At 64.3% G+C, this 17,885-nt stretch carries 16 protein-coding genes; 8 read left to right on the top strand and 8 right to left on the bottom strand.

Annotated features, from left to right (window positions below):
* The 7 genes from QQS38_RS14530 to QQS38_RS14500 form a co-directional block, all read right to left on the bottom strand.
* Positions 1 to 1,077, bottom strand: a complete 1,077-nt coding sequence (locus tag QQS38_RS14530; RefSeq protein ID WP_479646071.1) for a bifunctional UDP-4-keto-pentose/UDP-xylose synthase — start codon at positions 1,075 to 1,077, stop codon at positions 1 to 3.
* Positions 1,074 to 2,021, bottom strand: coding sequence for a formyltransferase (locus QQS38_RS14525; RefSeq protein WP_479646070.1), 948 nt, complete (start codon positions 2,019 to 2,021; stop codon positions 1,074 to 1,076). The genes QQS38_RS14530 and QQS38_RS14525 overlap by 4 nt, the downstream gene beginning before the upstream one ends.
* Positions 2,018 to 3,067 (bottom strand): glycosyltransferase, encoded by a 1,050-nt coding sequence (locus tag QQS38_RS14520; RefSeq protein WP_479646069.1) that lies wholly within the window; start codon positions 3,065 to 3,067, stop codon positions 2,018 to 2,020. The genes QQS38_RS14525 and QQS38_RS14520 overlap by 4 nt, the downstream gene beginning before the upstream one ends.
* Before the next feature lie 6 nt (positions 3,068 to 3,073).
* On the bottom strand, positions 3,074 to 4,228 hold the full coding sequence (locus QQS38_RS14515; RefSeq protein WP_479646068.1) for a DegT/DnrJ/EryC1/StrS family aminotransferase: 1,155 nt from the start codon (positions 4,226 to 4,228) through the stop codon (positions 3,074 to 3,076).
* A gap of 122 nt (positions 4,229 to 4,350) precedes the next feature.
* Positions 4,351 to 4,722 carry an SMR family transporter gene (locus QQS38_RS14510; protein ID WP_479646067.1) on the bottom strand — a complete coding sequence of 124 codons (372 nt, stop codon included), beginning with the start codon at positions 4,720 to 4,722 and terminating at the stop codon, positions 4,351 to 4,353.
* A gap of 50 nt (positions 4,723 to 4,772) precedes the next feature.
* Complete coding sequence (locus QQS38_RS14505; RefSeq protein ID WP_479646202.1) at positions 4,773 to 6,401, bottom strand: glycosyltransferase family 39 protein; 1,629 nt, start codon at positions 6,399 to 6,401, stop codon at positions 4,773 to 4,775.
* Between the two features lie 242 nt (positions 6,402 to 6,643).
* Positions 6,644 to 7,018, bottom strand: a complete 375-nt coding sequence (locus QQS38_RS14500; protein ID WP_479646066.1) for an Mth938-like domain-containing protein — start codon at positions 7,016 to 7,018, stop codon at positions 6,644 to 6,646.
* A gap of 347 nt (positions 7,019 to 7,365) precedes the next feature.
* Here QQS38_RS14500 and QQS38_RS14495 point away from each other — a divergent pair, with 347 nt between their 5' ends.
* The 6 genes from QQS38_RS14495 (at position 7,366) to moaE (ending at position 13,796) form a co-directional block, all read left to right on the top strand.
* Entirely contained in the window at positions 7,366 to 8,613 is a 1,248-nt protein-coding gene (locus tag QQS38_RS14495) for a pyridoxal phosphate-dependent aminotransferase (protein WP_479646065.1), read from the top strand.
* A gap of 83 nt (positions 8,614 to 8,696) precedes the next feature.
* Complete coding sequence (locus tag QQS38_RS14490; protein WP_479646064.1) at positions 8,697 to 10,022, top strand: homoserine dehydrogenase; 1,326 nt, start codon at positions 8,697 to 8,699, stop codon at positions 10,020 to 10,022.
* 34 nt (positions 10,023 to 10,056) lie between these two features.
* Entirely contained in the window at positions 10,057 to 11,508 is a 1,452-nt protein-coding gene (gene thrC, locus QQS38_RS14485; protein ID WP_479646063.1) for a threonine synthase, read from the top strand.
* 202 nt (positions 11,509 to 11,710) lie between these two features.
* Positions 11,711 to 12,976, top strand: a complete 1,266-nt coding sequence (locus QQS38_RS14480; protein ID WP_479646062.1) for a molybdopterin molybdotransferase MoeA — start codon at positions 11,711 to 11,713, stop codon at positions 12,974 to 12,976.
* A gap of 38 nt (positions 12,977 to 13,014) precedes the next feature.
* Entirely contained in the window at positions 13,015 to 13,272 is a 258-nt protein-coding gene (moaD, locus tag QQS38_RS14475; RefSeq protein ID WP_479646061.1) for a molybdopterin converting factor subunit 1, read from the top strand.
* Between the two features lie 38 nt (positions 13,273 to 13,310).
* Positions 13,311 to 13,796, top strand: a complete 486-nt coding sequence (gene moaE / locus QQS38_RS14470; RefSeq protein ID WP_479646201.1) for a molybdopterin synthase catalytic subunit MoaE — start codon at positions 13,311 to 13,313, stop codon at positions 13,794 to 13,796.
* A gap of 21 nt (positions 13,797 to 13,817) precedes the next feature.
* Here the strand turns inward: moaE and QQS38_RS14465 are convergent, their stop codons facing one another.
* The gene (locus tag QQS38_RS14465) at positions 13,818 to 14,387 is read right to left on the bottom strand and encodes a group III truncated hemoglobin (RefSeq protein WP_479646060.1); all 570 of its coding nucleotides are present in this window, start codon (positions 14,385 to 14,387) and stop codon (positions 13,818 to 13,820) included.
* Positions 14,388 to 14,629: 242 nt separating this feature from the next.
* Between QQS38_RS14465 and QQS38_RS14460 the strand changes: the two genes are divergently transcribed.
* Both QQS38_RS14460 and clpB read left to right on the top strand, forming a co-directional pair.
* Positions 14,630 to 15,124 carry an Rrf2 family transcriptional regulator gene (locus tag QQS38_RS14460; RefSeq protein ID WP_479646059.1) on the top strand — a complete coding sequence of 165 codons (495 nt, stop codon included), beginning with the start codon at positions 14,630 to 14,632 and terminating at the stop codon, positions 15,122 to 15,124.
* A gap of 147 nt (positions 15,125 to 15,271) precedes the next feature.
* Positions 15,272 to 17,869 (top strand): ATP-dependent chaperone ClpB, encoded by a 2,598-nt coding sequence (gene clpB, locus QQS38_RS14455; RefSeq protein WP_479646058.1) that lies wholly within the window; start codon positions 15,272 to 15,274, stop codon positions 17,867 to 17,869.
* Positions 17,870 to 17,885 lie beyond the last annotated feature (16 nt).

Raw genomic sequence — 17,885 nt, 5'->3', positions numbered from 1 at the left:
TTACTGCTGCTCGACGAGCGCGCGGGCGTCGGCAACGTGGCCGCGGTACGCTTCGAAGATTTTGCGCAGGGCGTCGTCGAAGGTGGCCGTGGGCGCCCAGCCGAGTTCAGCCATCGTATTGTCGATTTTCGGCACGCGATTTTGGACGTCCTGATAACCCTTGCCGTAGTAGGCGCCCGACGACGTTTCGACGAGTTGCACGGCCTTGGCCGACTCTGCGTATTCGGTGTATTCGGCCGCGAGCGCCAACATCTTGTGGGCGAGTTCGCGCACCGAGAAGTTGTTCCTGGGGTTGCCGATGTTATAGATCTTGCCCGAGGCGATGCCGTTCTTGTTCGCGATGATCTTCATCAGTGCGCTGATGCCATCGTCGATATCCGTGAACGCGCGCTTTTGCGAGCCGCCGTCGACGAGGCTGATGTTCTCTCCGCGCACGATATGCCCCAGGAACTGCGTCACCACCCGCGAGCTGCCTTCCTTCGGGGTGTAGATCGAATCGAGGCCCGGCCCGATCCAGTTGAACGGGCGGAACAGCGTGAAATTGAGGCCTTCTTGCATGCCGTAGCCCCAGATCACGCGGTCCATCAACTGCTTCGAGCAGGCGTAGATCCACCGCGGCTTGTTGATCGGGCCATAGGTGAGCGCCGATGCCTCGGGATCGAACTCGTCGTCGGCGCACATGCCGTAGACCTCGGACGTAGACGGAAACACGAGGTGCTTACGGTATTTGACCGCCGAGCGCACGATCGGCAGGTTCGCTTCGAAATCGAGTTCGAACACGCGCAGCGGCTGTTGCACGTAGGTAGCCGGCGTTGCGATCGCGACGAGCGGCAGGATCACGTCGCACTTCTTCACGTGGTACTCGACCCACTCCTTGTTGATCGTGATGTCGCCTTCGAAGAAGTGCATCCGCTCGTGCTTCGTCAGATCGCCCAGGCGGTCCGTTTGCATATCCATGCCGAACACTTCCCAGTCGGTCGTCTCGAGGATGCGCTTGGACAAATGGTGGCCGATGAAGCCATTGACGCCGAGAATCAGGACTTTCTTAGCGGAACGTTCGGTTTTGGCGGAATTCATGAATGACGGGAACGGTAAGTGAGCTGGGCGAACTGGGCGGGGGTGACGACGGTTTCTTGGCCGTCGCGCTGATGCCGCAGTTCGAAAATGGCGATCGCGCGCGCATCGCCGCATACGCCGAAACACGCATTATCGCTTACGTGCAGACCCGGGGGCAAATCGGCCAAATGGGCCTGGGCGATCGTTTCGAGCCCGGCTAGGCGCGCCCGCGCGATCACGAAGCGCTCGCCGGCAACTTCGGTGAACGCGCCAGGGTACGGCGGGGCGACCGCGCGCACGAGGTTGTAGACCTGTTGCGCGGGTTTGGACCAATCGATCCGGCCGTCCTCGGGCTTGCGCCCGCCGAAATAGCTGCCGCGCGCGAGATCGTTCGGCAGATGCGGCGCTTCGCCCGCGAGCAGGGCCGGCAGCACGCGCCAGAGCGTTTGTTCGGCCGCGACCGTCACTTTATCGAACACTTCCTGCGCGGTGTCGTCGGGCAGGATAGGCACGCTCGTTTGTCCGACGATCGCTCCGGCGTCGGGCTTGTGCGCCATCTCGTGCAACGTGGCGCCGGTTTCGGTTTCGCCGTTGAGCACGGCCCAGTTCGTCGGCACGCGGCCCCGGTACTTGGGCAGGAGCGATCCGTGCATGTTGTAGGCGCCGCGCGGCGCCAGCGCCAGCAGGTCCGCCGGCAGCATGTGGCGGTAGTAGAACGAGAAGATGAAATCGGGCCGGGCCCGCGTGAGCGCCTCGCGTAACGCCGCGCTCGTGGGATCGGCGGGCGTGATCGTCTCGATGCCGTGCTCGGCGGCAACTTGCGCGACGCTGCCGAACCAGATGCGTTCCGCGGGGTTGTCCTCATGGGTGACGACGAGCGCGACGTCCACGCCGCGCGCAAGCAGCACGCGCAAGCAGCGCACGCCGACGTTGTGGTATGCGAAGACAACGGCGCGCGGCTTCATCGGTCGCGCTCCTCGCTCGGCGCGGGTCGCGCCGCGTCTACGGCTCGCGCGGCATCTACGGCTCGCGCGGCGACGGGGAGCGTATCGCCCGGACGCCCTTCGAGCACCGTTTGCACGAGATAGCGAGGCCGTGCGCGAACCTGCTGATAGATGCGGCCGATATACTCGCCGAGCAGCCCCAGCGCGAAGATGATGACGCCGAGCATGAAGAACGTGATGGCGAACAGCGTGAACACGCCTTGAACCTCCGCGCCGATGACGAAGCGCCGAATGACGAGCAGCAGAAACAAACCGGCCGAGCCCATCGACAAGATGACGCCGATGAACGAAAGCCATTGCAGCGGCACGACGGAGAAGCCCGTCACGAGGTCGAAGTTCAGCCGGATCAAGCTGTAGAGCGAGTACTTCGATTCGCCTGCGAAGCGCTCTTCGTGCGCGACTTCGACTTCGATCGGATTTTGCGCGAACGTATAGGCAAGGGCGGGGATGAACGTGTTGACCTCGCCGCATCGATTGATCGTATCGATGATTTGCCGGTTGTAGGCGCGCAGCATGCAACCCTGATCGGTCATCTTGATGTGCGTGATGCGCTCGCGCAGGCGGTTCATCGCGCGCGAGGCTTTGCGCCGCCAGAGCGTGTCCTGACGCTGGATGCGGATCGAGCCGACGTAGTCGTATCCTTCGCGCATTTTGGCCACTAGCTTGCCGATCTCTTCGGGCGGGTTTTGCAAGTCGGCGTCGAGCGTGAGGACGATATCGCCGCGCGACTCCTCGAACCCGGCGAGGATCGCCATATGCTGCCCATAGTTGCCGTTGAGCAGCACGACGCGCGTCGTGTCGGGGCGCGCCCGGAACTGCTCGGCGAGCATCGCGGCCGATTTGTCGCGGCTGCCGTCGTTGATGAAGATGACTTCGTAGGTCGTGCCGAGCGCGTCGAGCGCCGGATACAAACGCGCAAACAGCGCGCGCAGCCCGGCCTCCTCGTTGTAGACGGGGATGACGATCGAGACTTCAGGGTGTGCCGAACGGTGTTCCGTATAGCTCATGTCCGCTTATTTCCCAAATTGTTCGCAGATCTCGTTGACGGCGTCGCACACGCGCGCCACGTCACGCTCGGTCATCAGCGTGAACATCGGCAGCGTGACCGTCGACGCGCCGAAGCGCTCGGCATGTGGAAACATGCCGAGCGCGAAACCGCGCGCGCGGTACAGCGTGAACAGGTGAATGGCCGGGTAATGCACGCCGGAGCCGATCCGGTAGTCGTCATGCAGCTTTTGCATGAACGCGGCGCGATCGATCGTCAGGCGTTCGAGCGGCAGCGTGACTTGGAACATGTGCCAATTGCCGTTTTCGAAGTCGGCCGGGGGCAAGCCCATGCCGATCTTCGCGGCCGCGCCGCCTTCGAACCCCGCGAAATAGGCGCGCGCCAGCTTCTTGCGTTGGGCCGTGAACCGTTCGATCTGCGCGAGTTGACCAAGGCCGACGCGCGCCGCCACGTCGGTTAGATTGTACTTGCCCCCGAGCACATCGCAGTCCATGCCGTCGTATCCCTTGCGGGTGATGCCCTGCAGCCGGTATTTGCGCGCCAGTTCGGCCTCTTGCTCGTCGTTGAGCACGAGTGCGCCGCCCTCGATCGACGTTAGGTTCTTGTTCGCGTGAAAGCTGAACGAGACTATATCGCCGAGTTTTCCAATGCGCTCGCCGCGCCAAGTTGCGCCGAATGCTTGAGCCGCGTCCTCGATCACGCGCAGCCTATAGGCGCGCGCAATTTCGTAGAGCCGGTCCATATCGACGGGCAACCCGCCCAGATAGACGGGAATGATCGCCTTGGTGCGCGGCGTGATCGCCTTTTCGAGCAAATTCAGATCGATGTTGCGCGTGACGGGGTCGATGTCGACGAAGACGGGTGTCGCTCCCACTTCCAGGATCACGTTCGCCGTCGATACCCAAGACGCCGGGGTCGTGATCACCTCGTCGCCCGCGCCCACGCCCGCGATGCGCAGCCCGATCTCGAGCGTCGCCGTGCCGGAATTGAACGTGCGCACCGGACGGCCGCCGCAATACGTCGACAGCGCCTGTTCGAACGCTTGGTTCTGCGGTCCGGTCGTGATCCAGCCGGAGCGCAGCACGTCGACGACGCCCGCGATCGTCTCCTCGTCGATTTCGGGGCGCACGAAAGGCAGGAAGGGAAGAGAGTCTTCAGTCATGGGCTTCGCTCGAGTACGAAAGTGTTGAGTTTGGGGCGGCGCTCGGGGCGCAGCCTTTTTTTATCGTCGATGTACAACCGAAGCGTCCTAGCCGCGGCTGGGGCGCTCAACCACGGGGCAGCTCAACTGCGTGCAAGCACGAGCACGCCGATCAGAATGATGCCGATGCCGATCAGCCGTTGCAGGCTCAGCGCTTCGCCGAACAAGTACCACGCCGCCACCGCGTTGACCACGTAGCCGAGCGAGAGCATCGGATAGGCGATCGACACGTCGACGCGCGAGAGCCCGACGATCCAGACGACGACGCTGACCACGTAGCAGGCGAGGCCGCCGATGATCGGCACTTGCATGGCGAGCTTCAGCCCGATCGGCAGAATGTTCGCACGGGTGAAATCGAAGTGTCCAACGGCGTTGACGCCGGCCTTGAGCAGCAATTGAGCGCAGGCGTTCAGTGCGACGCCCAACAGGATGCAAAAAAGCGAAATCGGGTTCATCGATGCTCGGACGGTTGGACTCTGTGGGCACAGGGGTGCATTCACGGTTCTCACGGTTTTTCCACGACGACGCGCCGTGTGTCGCGCGCCACGACGCGCATCGGCACGTGCCGGGCGGCTAGATCGTTATAGAGCTCCGGCCGCATGACGGCGAGCGCATGCGGGTCGTCCCGCCAGCGAACGATCCAGGCGTCGACGGTCGGCACCCATTTGGACGGCTCTTGGGCCACGCCGAAGCTCAGTTCGTCGGGGTTGGCGACCATGATCGTCGTGTGGCCGACGTAAAACGGCAGCGTGTGGTCCAGATAGCCGACCGCATAGAAAGGCGTGCCGGCGGGCGCACGTGCGAGGGCGGCTTTGACTGCCGGGGCGAGCAGGGCCCCCGAGCTTTGCCGGCCGAACACGTCGTGCCCCGTGCCGCCGATCGTGCAGAGCATGATCCAGCTCGCGGCGAAGACGACGGCGGACGCCAGCGTGCCGCGCTCGCTGCGCCGCAGCACGGCCAAGGCCGCCAACGTGAGGACCAGCGCCACCCCGAGTGCCGCGAACACCCATACGCGAAACTCGCGGTAGATCGCGTTCGGGGTGCGCGCGTCGCCGAAGCGGACCAGGAAAATGGCGCCCACGGCCGCGGCGACGAGCAATGCGGCATAGCCGAGCAGGTGCCGGCGCCACGCTTGCCGCGAGAGGCGCGGCAGATAGGCGCCGATGACGAGGGCAAGCGCCGGGGCGATCGGCAGCACGTACGAGACGAGCTTCGAGTGCGACGCGCTGAAGAACAGGAAGATGAAGCCGGACCACACGACGAGCAGCTTCCCGGGCGCGAATCCGTTCGGCTGGCGCGGCTGCAGCAGCGCATGGCGCACGCTTTGCCAGGCCAGCGAAAGCCACGGCAGGAAGCCGACCAACAGGACGCCCACGAAATAGTAGACCGGGCCCGGCCGGTTCTGCGCGGGCGTCAGGTACCGGTCGAACTGCTGGACGATAAAGAAGAAATTCAGGAACTCGGGGTTGCGCTGCTGCACGAGCACGAACCAGGGCGTGGCGATCGCGAAGAAGACGACGAGCCCGCTCGGCAGATAGAGCCGTTTCCACAGCGCCCAGTCGCGCGCGATGAGCGAGTAGAGCACGAGCACCGCGCCCGGCAGAATGACGCCCACGAGCCCCTTGGACAGCACCGCGAGGGCCATCGAGGCCCAGCATACCCACATCCACCGTCGCGCCGTGCTCGGCGCCACGTGGGGGCGCTGCGCCAGCAGCATCGCGCACAGCGTCAGCTCCATCCAAAACGAGAGGCCCATATCGAGGGTGTTGAAGTGACCCATCAACTCCCAATAAGGCGCTCCCGCGAGCACGAGTGCGGCGGCGAAGCCGGCCGCCGCGTTGAACACGCGAGCGCCCGTGTAGCCGGCCAGCAGGACGCCCGCGAAACCGGTCAGCGCCGTATAGAGCCGCGCTTGCCAGGCGCCGATGCCGAACCAGGCGAACGTCAACGCATTCATCCAAGTTTGGAGCGGCGGCTTCTCGAAATATTTGTAGCCGTTGTAGCGCGGCGTGATCCAATCGCCCGTGAGGAACATTTCACGCGCCATTTCGGCGTAGCGGCCTTCGTCGCTGGGCACGAGATGGCGCCATCCCAGCGGGACGAACCAGACGAGCGCGAGCGCAAGGACGAGCATGGCGATCGCGATGCCGCTGACGGGCCAAGCTGTCGCGGCGCCGTCCGCTTGCGGTGCGCCGGCGCTTCGAGCGGCGCCGACGGCGCGCGGGTAGCGTTGAAACGACATGGAATCGGTATCAGTGTCTGTTTAGGTGGGTCGAACGGATGGTGCGCAGCGAACCCGATGCTGAAACGGCGCCCTGCCGCGCGGGCAGCGCCCGCACGCGCGCGGCTTTGCGCAACGGCGCAGCGCGGCTGCGCTCATCGTTCGATGAGCAACGCCGCGGCGACGCGCCGGCCTTCGGCCATCAGAATGTTGTACGTACGGCAAGCGGCCATGAAATCCATCGTCTCCACGCCGATGCGGCGGGCATTGAGCGATGCCGTGAGCCGCGGATGCGGAAAGCGCAGCCGCGCGCCGCTGCCGAACACGACCACCTCGGGCGTTTGGCCCAGCAGCAGGTCGAAATGCGCGGGGTCGAGTGCGTCGAACGACGATACCGGCCAATCGATGACGGGCGTATCGGGCAGCAGCAAGATGCTGCTTTCATGACGAACGAGGTTGACGTCGACGTAATGGGCGCCGTAACCGGTCACGGTGTTCAGCGCACCGCTGGAGTCCTGGTGTAATTTCAAATCGGTTTCCGTAGTTCCGCCGGGCGCGGCAGGGCCGGCCGCAACCGCATCGTGGCTCGGCCGCTTGCCCGAAAGGGGCCTCTCGCGACGATTGTGCATTGCGAAAGTCGGCCGAAATCCGCTAAATTATAGCTTTTTAGCCGCCATGCGGCGGCCGGCATCGTGCATCCGCGCGAGCGAACTCCACTTATCGCCCCTGCGCGCGCCAAAAGCGCCGCCGTCGAGGACGGTCTGCTGCGCACGTTCGACCGGCACACTCAACGCTGCCCGGGCGCGACGCGCTTGATCGCGCCGAGCGCCGCTTGCTCGGCCACCGCTCCCCGTGTTTCGGCTCTCCCCAGGAAATAGTGCCCGCCGTGAAACCGATTCTAAAATCGAACAAGCTGCTCAACGTCTGTTACGACATCCGTGGCCCCGTGCTCGAGCACGCCAAGCGCCTCGAGGACGACGGGCACCGCATCATCAAGCTGAACATCGGCAATCTGGCGCCGTTCGGCTTCGATGCGCCCGACGAGATCATTCAAGACGTGATCCGCAATTTGCCGGCTTCCGCGGGGTATTCCGATTCGAAAGGGGTGTTCGCCGCGCGCAAGGCGATCATGCATTACTCGCAGCAAAAAGGCGTGCTGGGCGTCGAGCTCGACGACATCTATATCGGCAACGGCGCCTCCGAACTCATCGTGATGGCCATGCAGGCGTTGCTCAACGATGGCGACGAAGTGTTGCTGCCGGCGCCCGACTACCCGCTCTGGACCGCGGCGGTCAGCCTGTCGGGCGGCACGCCCGAGCACTATTTGTGCGATGAATCGAACGGCTGGATGCCCGATCTGGACGACTTGCGAGCCAAGATCACGCCGCGCACGCGCGCGCTCGTCGTCATCAATCCGAACAACCCCACGGGCGCGCTGTATTCCGACGAACTCTTGCTCGACTTGCTCGAGATCGCCCGCCAGCACGGCTTGGTCGTCTTTGCGGACGAGGTCTACGACAAGATCGTCTATGACGGCAAGAAGCATACTTCGCTTGCCGCGCTCTCCGACGACGTGCTCACCGTCACGTTCAACAGCCTGTCCAAAAGCTACCGCTCGTGCGGCTACCGCGCCGGTTGGATGTACGTCTCGGGCTTGACCGGCGAGAATCGCCGCCATGGCAAGGATTACTTCGAGGGGCTCGGCATCCTTGCCTCCATGCGGTTGTGCCCGAACGTGCCGGGGCAGTATGCAATTCAAACGGCGCTCGGCGGCTATCAAAGCATCAACGATCTGATCGCCCCGGGCGGGCGCCTGTACAAACAGCGGCAGGTCGCCTACGACATGCTCAATGCGATTCCCGGGGTGAGCTGCGTCAAGCCGGAAGCGGCGCTATATATGTTTCCTCGGCTCGACCCGGAGGTCTACCCGATCAAGGACGACCAGCAGTTCATCCTCGATCTGCTGCTCGAAGAACGCGTATTGCTCGTGCAAGGGACCGGCTTCAATTGGCCGCGGCCCGATCACTTCCGGGTCGTGTTTCTGCCGAACGTGGATGATTTGACCGATTCGATCAATCGGATCGGACGCTTTCTCGAAGGCTATCGCAAGCGCCACGGCGGCTAATCGCGGCACGGGCCGGGCCGCATCGGGCTCGGCGGGCGCCGCGCGCTTGCCTTTCAACGATTTATCTAACTAGAACACGCTGCATGGAATCGATCAAAGTTGGCTTGTTGGGCTTCGGCACGGTGGGCAGCGGCACCTTCACGGTGCTGCGCCGCAACCAGGAAGAGATCAAACGCCGCGCGGGCCGCGGGATCGAGGTATCCCGCATTGCCGTGCGCAATCCCGCGAAGACGCTCGCCGTGCTCGGCGATAGCGCGGGCAGCGTCGAAGTGGGCAGCGACTTTGCGGCCGTGGTCGACGATCCCTCCATCGCGATCATCGCCGAAATGATCGGCGGCACGGGCATCGCGCGCGAGCTCGTGCTGCGCGCCATCGCCCAGGGCAAGCATGTCGTGACGGCGAACAAGGCGTTGCTCGCCGTGCATGGCACCGAGATTTTCGAGGCGGCGCGGGCCAAGGGCGTGATGGTGGCGTTCGAGGCCGCGGTGGCGGGCGGCATTCCGATCATCAAGGCGTTGCGCGAGGGTTTGACGGCCAATCGCATCCAATCGATCACGGGCATCATCAACGGCACGACCAATTACATCTTGTCGGAGATGCGCGAGCGTGGGCTCGATTTCGCGACGGCGCTCAAGGGCGCGCAGGCGCTTGGCTATGCCGAAGCCGATCCGACCTTCGACGTCGAAGGCGTGGACGCCGCGCACAAGCTCACGATCATGAGCGCGATCGCGTTCGGCATTCCGATGCAATTCGACCGCGCCCATATCGAGGGCATCAGCAAGCTCGCGTCGATCGACATCAAATACGCCGAGGATCTCGGCTACCGCATCAAGCTGCTGGGCATCACGCGCCGCACCGATCGGGGCATCGAGCTGCGCGTGCATCCGACGCTGATCTCGGCCAAGCGCTTGCTCGCCAATGTCGAGGGCGCGATGAACGCCGTCGAGGTGCATGGCGACGCCGTGGGCGCCACGCTTTACTACGGCAAGGGCGCGGGTGCGGAGCCGACGGCTTCGGCCGTGGTCGCCGATCTGGTCGACGTGACGCGCCTCGATACGGCCGATCCGGGCCATCGCGTGCCGCATCTCGCGTTCCAACCGCAGAGCGTGTCCGATACCACCGTGCTGCCGATCGACGAAGTGACGAGCGGCTACTATCTGCGCCTGCGCGTGGCGGACGTCACGGGCGTGCTGGCCGATATCACGCGCATCTTGGCGGACGCGGGCATTTCCATCGACGCGCTGCTGCAAAAGGAATCGGAGCAGATCGCGGACAACGGCGAGACGGACGTCGTCATCATCACGCACACCACGCTCGAGAAGAACGTCGATGCGGCGATCGCGCGCATCGAAGCGCTTTCGACCGTCGTTTCGAGCGTGACGAAGCTGCGAATGGAAGCGGAATGCTGAGCCACTCACCGAAATCGAAGTCACGAAGCCGACTATGAACTACATCTCGACGCGAGGCGCCGGCATCGGCGAGCGCCATACGTTCTCCGATATTTTGCTCACGGGGCTCGCCAAAGACGGCGGACTCTATCTGCCGGCCGCGTATCCGCGCGTGAGTGCCGAGGAGCTTGCGCGTTGGCGCACGCTTGCGTACGCCGACCTGGCCTTCGAGGTGCTGCGCAAGTTCTGCGACGATATTCCCGCCGCCGACCTGCACGAGCTCACGCGCCGCACTTATCGCGCCGACGTCTACCGCAACGTGCGCGCCGGCGAGAACGCGAGCGACATTACGCCGCTCACGGCGCTGGGAGTCGAAGGTGGCGCGCAACTGTCCCTGCTTGCGTTGTCGAACGGGCCGACGCTCGCATTCAAGGATATGGCGATGCAGTTGCTCGGCAATTTGTTCGAGTACGCGCTCGCCAAGCATGGGCAAACACTCAATATTCTCGGCGCGACTTCGGGCGACACGGGCAGCGCGGCCGAGTACGCGATGCGCGGCAAGGCCGGCATCCGCGTCTTCATGCTGTCGCCGCACCGCAAGATGAGCGCCTTCCAAACGGCGCAGATGTACAGCTTGCAAGAGCCGAACATCTTCAATTTGGCGATCGAAGGCGTATTCGACGACTGCCAGGATATCGTCAAGGCCGTCTCGAACGATCACGCATTCAAGGCGCAGCATCGGATCGGCACGGTCAACTCGATCAACTGGGCGCGCGTCGTCGCGCAGGTCGTGTACTACTTCAAGGGCTACTTCGCGGCGACCCGCTCGAACGACGAGCGCGTGTCGTTCACGGTGCCCTCGGGCAACTTCGGCAATGTCTGCGCGGGGCACATCGCCCGGATGATGGGGTTGCCGATCGAAAAGCTCGTCGTCGCCACCAACGAGAACGACGTGCTCGACGAATTCTTCCGCACGGGCGCTTATCGGGTGCGCGCCGCGGCGCAAACCTACCACACGAGCAGTCCTAGCATGGACATCTCGAAAGCGTCCAATTTCGAGCGCTTCGTGTTCGATTTGCTCGGCCGCGATCCGGCGCGCGTGCTGCAGCTCTTTCGCGACGTCGAAGAAAAGGGCGGGTTCGATCTGGCCGCCAGCGGCGATTTCGCCCGCGTGCGCGAGTTCGGTTTCGTGTCGGGGCGCAGCACGCACGACGATCGCATTGCGACGATTCGAGACGTGTTCGCGCGTTACGGGCAGGTCATCGACACGCATACGGCCGACGGCCTGAAGGTCGCACGCGAGCATTTGGACGAGGGCGTGCCGATGGTCGTGCTCGAAACGGCGCAGCCGGTCAAATTCGGCGAGTCGATCCGCGAAGCGCTCGGGCGCGATCCTCAGCGTCCGCCGGCGTTCGACGCTCTCGAAGCGCTGCCGCAACGCTTCGAGGTGCTGCCGGCGAAGGCGGAGCGGGTCAAGGCGTTCATCGCCGAGCACGCGGTCGATTGAATCATCTAACGTGGGCGGCGGGCGGCGATAAAGCGGCCCGCCGCTAGCTAACGACTAGCCAAGAGTCGCCCGCGGCCGTGTTCGCGTTCCTGGCCAAGGGCAGGTCCGCCATCGGCGCACGCGCCGGCCGTCCTGCGCAAGGCATGCCGTATCGGCGCCGCCTCGCTACAATGAGGGTTTTCGCAGCGAGAATCGCTTGCCGATGTCGACGCCCAACCAATCCGCTTACCGCGCCCCCCTGTTATCCACCGCTGAAGCCCTGTCTGCGCTATTGGCGGCCGCCGCTCCCGTGGCCGAAACCGAATGGGTTTCGACGCGCGATGCGCTCGGGCGCGTCCTGGCCGCGGATGTCGTATCGACGCTCGATGTCCCGCCGGTGCACACGAGCGCGATGGACGGGTATGCGGTGCGGGCGGCAGACCTGATCCACGGAGAGCGGCGCTTACCCATCTCCGACCGCGTGGCCGCAGGCCAATCGCCGCAGCCGCTGGCCGAGGGAACGGCAGCCCGCATCTTCACGGGCGCGCCGGTGCCGCCCGGCGCCGATGCCGTCGTCATGCAAGAACAGGCCGAAGCGGACGGCGGCCTCGTCTCGATCCTCCACACGCCCAAAGTCGGCGAGTGGATCACGGCGCAAGGCGCGGATATCCGCCGCGGCGCGGTGATCCTGCCGGCCGGCACACGGCTTTCCCCGCAGGCGCTCGGGCTTGCGGCATCGGTCGGTTGCGCGAGGCTCGAAGTGACGCGGCGCTTGAAAGTCGCGGTGTTCTTCACCGGCGACGAACTGACGATGCCGGGCGAGCCGCTCGCGCCCGGCGGCATCTACAACTCGAACCGTTTCACGCTCGTTGCTCTGCTCACGCGCTTCAATTGCGATGTGACCGACTTGGGCATCGTGCCCGATCGACTGGATGCGACGCGAGAGGCCTTGGGCGCAGCAGCGCGCGATCACGATTTGATTCTGACCTCGGGTGGCGTCTCGGTCGGGGAAGAAGACCACGTGAAGCCGGCCGTCGAATCCCTGGGCCGTCTCTCGCTGTGGCAAATCGCGATGAAGCCCGGCAAGCCGCTCGCGTTCGGTGAGGTGCGCAAGCTGCCGCACGGCGTAGCGCGTGAGGAGGTCACCGAAACGCATTTCATCGGCCTGCCCGGCAACCCCGTGTCGAGTTTCGTGACGTTTCTCTTGTTCGTTCGCCCGTTTCTGCTGCGCCTATCGGGCGTGCGCGACGTCGCGCCGCGGGCTTTATCGTTGCGAGCCGACTTCACGCAATCCAAGAGCGACCGCCGCAACGAATTTCTGCGTGCCCGCATCAATGCGGCGGGCGGGCTCGATCTATTCGCGAACCAGAGCTCGGCCGTGCTGACCTCTACGGTGTGGGCCGACGGGCTCATCGACAATCCTCCCAATCACGCGATCAGCGCCGGCGAGACGGTCCGGTTCCTTCCCTTTTCCGAATTGCTCGGCTGAACGCCGAATCGATCGCCCCAATCATGCGGTAAGCGGACATGAAACTAGAGCTGAGGTACTTTGCGAGCGTGCGCGAGGCGCTCGGTACGGCGCAGGAAGCGGTGGAGGTGCCTGACGGCGTCGCCACCGTCGGTGATGTGCGAGCCTGGTTGCGTGCGCGCGGCGGGGCGTGGGCCGAGACGCTTGCCGAGGGGCGGGCGCTGCGCATGGCTTGCAACCACGCCATGACCGACGCGGGAACGCGCCTCACGGACGGCTGCGAAGTCGCCTTTTTCCCGCCTGTCACCGGCGGCTGAGCGCGCGTGCGTTGTCGCAATCGACTGGAGCCGAGGCCATCATGACCGTTCGCGTGCAAACCGAGGATTTCGACCTATCGGCCGAAATCGCGGCCCTGCGGGCCGAAAATGCGCAAGTCGGCGCCGTTGTCGCCTTCGTGGGGACGGTGCGCGATTTGAACGACGGCGAAGACATTTCCGCCATGGAACTCGAGCATTACCCCGGCATGACGGAAAAAGCGCTCGAAGCGATCGCCGAGGACGCCGAGCGCCGCTGGCCGGGGGCGCGAGTGCTGATCGTGCATCGCGTGGGCAAGCTGTATCCGCGCGATCAGATCGTCCTGGCGGCGGCCACATCGGCGCATCGGCACGATGCGTTCGATGTCTGCGCATTCGTGATGGACTATCTGAAGACGCAAGCGCCGTTTTGGAAGAAGGAGACGACGCCGAGCGGCGAGCGTTGGGTCGATGCTCGGGTCTCGGATGACGCGGCGCTAGCCCGCTGGGGGCTGACGTCGACGAACGTTACGCCGAGCGATGAGTAATGGGCGAAGAGCGGGCCGCGGTCATTCGCCGCTGTCGGCGTCCGAGCCCGGCGTGGAACGGCCGGTGATCGTCGCGGGGAACGGCTCTGCGCGGTGGCCTGGTGCGCTAGGCGAATCAGCGCCGGGCGCATACCGTCTCGATGCGATCCGCGCGAGCAGCGCCTGTTGTTCGGGCGGAATGGCGTAGTCCCAGCCGAAGCGGCTCAATTGCAGGCTTTGGGCGATCCGCAGCGCCGGCTCCATGAAACGGACGGCCGCGGCCGGCTCGAAGCGCTCGCAGACGGTATCGAGGAACAGATGCAGCCAGCGGCTGAAGTGGCGTGGCTCGACGCCTTCGAGCGGTTGATGCGCTTGTTGGACGTTGCCGCGGTAGCGCTTGTCGCCAAGCACCAGGCTGCCCCAGAATGCACACATCTTCGGCAAATGCGTGTCCCACCGGCCTTCGAGCTCAGCGTCGAAGACGGGACCGAGCAGCGGATCGGCGCGCACGCGATCGTAAAACGCGTAGACGAGCTCGCGAATGTTCGCCTCGGTGGGCTCCCGATAGCGCTCCGGGGGGCCACCGGAACCGGTTTGAGTAGAAATGGACATCGAAATGCAGGGTCGGTCGCTGGACTTGGAACAGGATCTGCCAAAAACTGCGCGCAAAGCAGGCTAGCAGGCTAAATTACAAGCATACGCTTCGGTCTCGCAGCAGGCGGCATACCTGCGCGCCGGATGCATGTTATGGTCAAGCCGCCTTCCATACAACCCTTCGCGCGGTGCGGTCTTGCGGGCGGTGTGCAGCCGTCGCCCAATGATGCGCCGCGCCACGTTCGAGTTATTGTCCGCCGATGAGACTGACCGACTACACCGACTATGCCCTGCGCGTGCTGCTGTACCTGGCCGTGCGCGACGAGGGGCTGACCACGATTCAAGACATCTCCGACGCATACGGGATTTCGAAAAACCACCTGATGAAGGTCGTGCAACGGCTCGGCGAACTCGGTTGGATCGACACCGTGCGCGGACGCAATGGCGGCCTGTGCCTGAACGAGCGCTCGCTGGCGCTGACGATCGGACAGGTCGTACGTGCCACGGAAGGCGATTTTGCGATCGTCGGATGCTTTGCGCGTGAGGGTGTCGAGCCGCGCAACTGCGTCATCGAGCCGCAGTGCCGCCTCAAGCATGTATTCGAATCCGCCCGCGGCGCATTCCTTGCGGAACTCGACCGGCATACGCTGAGCGAGCTGGCGAGCCCAGCGGCGCCGCTGGCCGATCTGCTAGGCCTGAGCGCTGTCTCTCCAAGCGGCAAAGCCCGGCCCGTGGTGCCGATCACGGCCCGCTAGCGCAGGCCCGAGGCGATCGCGCATGCGCCGCCGGCGCGAGCGCGGCGCCCTGGGTGCGGCATTTTGTGCGCCGGCGCGCGAAAAATCCGCTTGAAACGAGCCGAGAGCGCCTCATTTTGGTGATAGTTAAAAATTGGAGGTCTCTTCATGAGAATCGACAAGCTCACCACCAAATTCCAAGAAGCGCTCGCCGATGCCCAGAGCCTCGCCGTCGGGCGGGGTAACCAGTACATCGAGCCGCTGCATGTGCTCGCGGCGCTCGTTGCGCAACAGGACGGTTCGGCCCGCTCGCTGCTTTCGCGCGCGGGCGTGCACGTGCAGGCGCTGCAAACGGCGCTGACCGAGGCGATTTCACGCTTGCCGCAGGTGCAGGGCACCGACGGCAACCTGCAGATCAGCCGGGAGCTCAACGGCTTGCTGAACCAAGCCGACAAAGAGGCCCAACAGCTGAACGACACCTATATCGCGAGCGAAATGTTCCTGCTCGCGGTCGCCGACGACAAAGGCGAAGCGGGACGGCTCGCACGCCAGTACGGCCTGACGCGCAAGTCGCTCGAAGCGGCGATCGCCGCCGTGCGCGGCGGCGCTCAGGTGCATAGCGCCGATGCCGAAAGCCAGCGCGAGGCGCTCAAGAAGTACACGATCGATTTGACCGAGCGCGCGCGCGCCGGCAAGCTCGATCCCGTGATCGGCCGCGACGACGAGATCCGCCGCTCGATTCAAATCTTGCAGCGGCGCACGAAAAACAATCCCGTGCTGATCGGCGAACCGGGCGTGGGCAAGACGGCGATCGTAGAAGGGCTCGCGCAGCGTATCGTCAACGGGGAAGTGCCCGAATCGCTCAAGAGCAAGCGCGTCCTGTCGCTCGACATGGCGGGCTTGCTCGCGGGGGCCAAGTATCGCGGCGAATTCGAAGAGCGGCTCAAGGCGGTTCTGCAAGACATCGCGCGTGACGAAGGCCAGACGATCGTCTTCATCGACGAAATTCACACCATGGTCGGCGCGGGCAAGGCCGAAGGCGCGATGGATGCAGGCAATATGCTCAAACCGGCGCTGGCGCGCGGCGAGCTGCATTGCATCGGCGCGACGACCCTCGACGAATACCGCAAGTACATCGAAAAGGACGCTGCGCTCGAGCGGCGCTTCCAGAAGGTGCTGGTCGATGAGCCGTCGGTGGAGGCGACGATCGCGATCTTGCGCGGGTTGCAGGAGAAATACGAACTGCATCACGGCGTCGAAATCACGGACCCGGCGATCGTGGCCGCGGCCGAGCTGTCGCATCGCTATATCACCGATCGTTTCCTGCCGGATAAGGCGATCGATTTGATCGACGAGGCCGCCTCGAAGATCAAGATGGAAATCGACTCCAAGCCGGAGGAAATGGACCGGCTCGACCGCCGCTTGATCCAATTGAAGATCGAGCGCGAAGCCGTGAAGAAGGAAAAGGACGAGGCGTCGCAAAAGCGGTTGCAATTGATCGAAGAGGAAATCGAGCGGCTGAACCGCGAGTACTCCGACCTCGAAGAGATTTGGACGGCCGAGAAAGCGGCCGTGCAGGGCAGTGCTCAACTGAAAGAGGAAATCGAGAAGACGCGTGCGGAAATTGCGCGTCAGCAGCGCGAAGGCAAGCTCGAAAAGGTGGCCGAACTGCAATACGGCAAGCTGCCCGAGCTCGAGTCGCGTCTGAAACAGGTGACGCAGGCCGAGGCGAAGGAGCAGCACGACCCTACGCATCGTCGCCTGTTGCGCACGCAGGTGGGCGCGGAAGAGATCGCGGAAGTCGTCTCGCGCGCCACGGGCATCCCGGTTTCGCGGATGATGCAGGGCGAGCGCGAGAAGCTGTTGCAGATCGAAGACAAGCTGCACGAGCGTGTGGTCGGACAGGACGAAGCGATCAGCGCCGTGGCCGATGCCATCCGGCGCTCGCGCGCGGGGCTGGCCGATCCGAACCGCCCCTACGGCTCGTTCCTCTTCCTCGGCCCGACGGGTGTGGGTAAGACCGAGCTGTGCAAAGCGCTGGCCGCGTTCTTGTTCGATTCCGAAGAACACCTGATTCGGATCGATATGAGCGAGTTCATGGAAAAGCACAGCGTCGCACGGCTGATCGGCGCGCCGCCCGGCTATATCGGCTACGAGGAGGGCGGCTACTTGACCGAAGCCGTGCGCCGTAAGCCCTATAGCGTGATCCTGCTCGACGAAGTGGAGAAGGCGCACCCGGACGTCTTCAATGTGCTGCTGCAGGTGCTCGACGACGGACGCATGACCGACGGGCAGGGTCGCACGGTCGACTTCAAGAACACGGTGATCGTCATGACATCGAACCTGGGTTCGCAAATGATCCAGTCGATGTCGGGCGAGCCGCAAGAAGCGGTGCGCGAGGCGGTTTGGGTCGAGGTCAAGCAGCATTTCCGCCCCGAGTTCCTGAACCGGATCGACGAAGTCGTCGTGTTCCACGCGCTCGATCGCAGCAATATCGAATCGATTGCGAAGATTCAGTTGCAGCATCTGCGTGACCGGCTGACGAAGCTCGATATGGAACTGGTCGTCTCCGACGGTGCGCTCGAGCAGATCGCGAAGGTAGGCTACGACCCGCTGTTCGGGGCACGGCCGCTCAAGCGAGCGATCCAGCAGGAGATCGAGAACCCGGTCGCCAAGCTCATTCTCGCCGGGCGCTTCGGGCCGAAGGACGTGATCCCTGTCGATGTCGAAGGCGGCCAGTTCGTCTTCGAGCGCGTCGTGCATTGACGCGGTTGGCCGGGCG

Source organism: Trinickia sp. Z7 (assembly GCF_056498045.1).
Note: the sequence above shows the minus strand (reverse complement) of the source record. Positions and strands in the feature narration are given on the sequence as shown.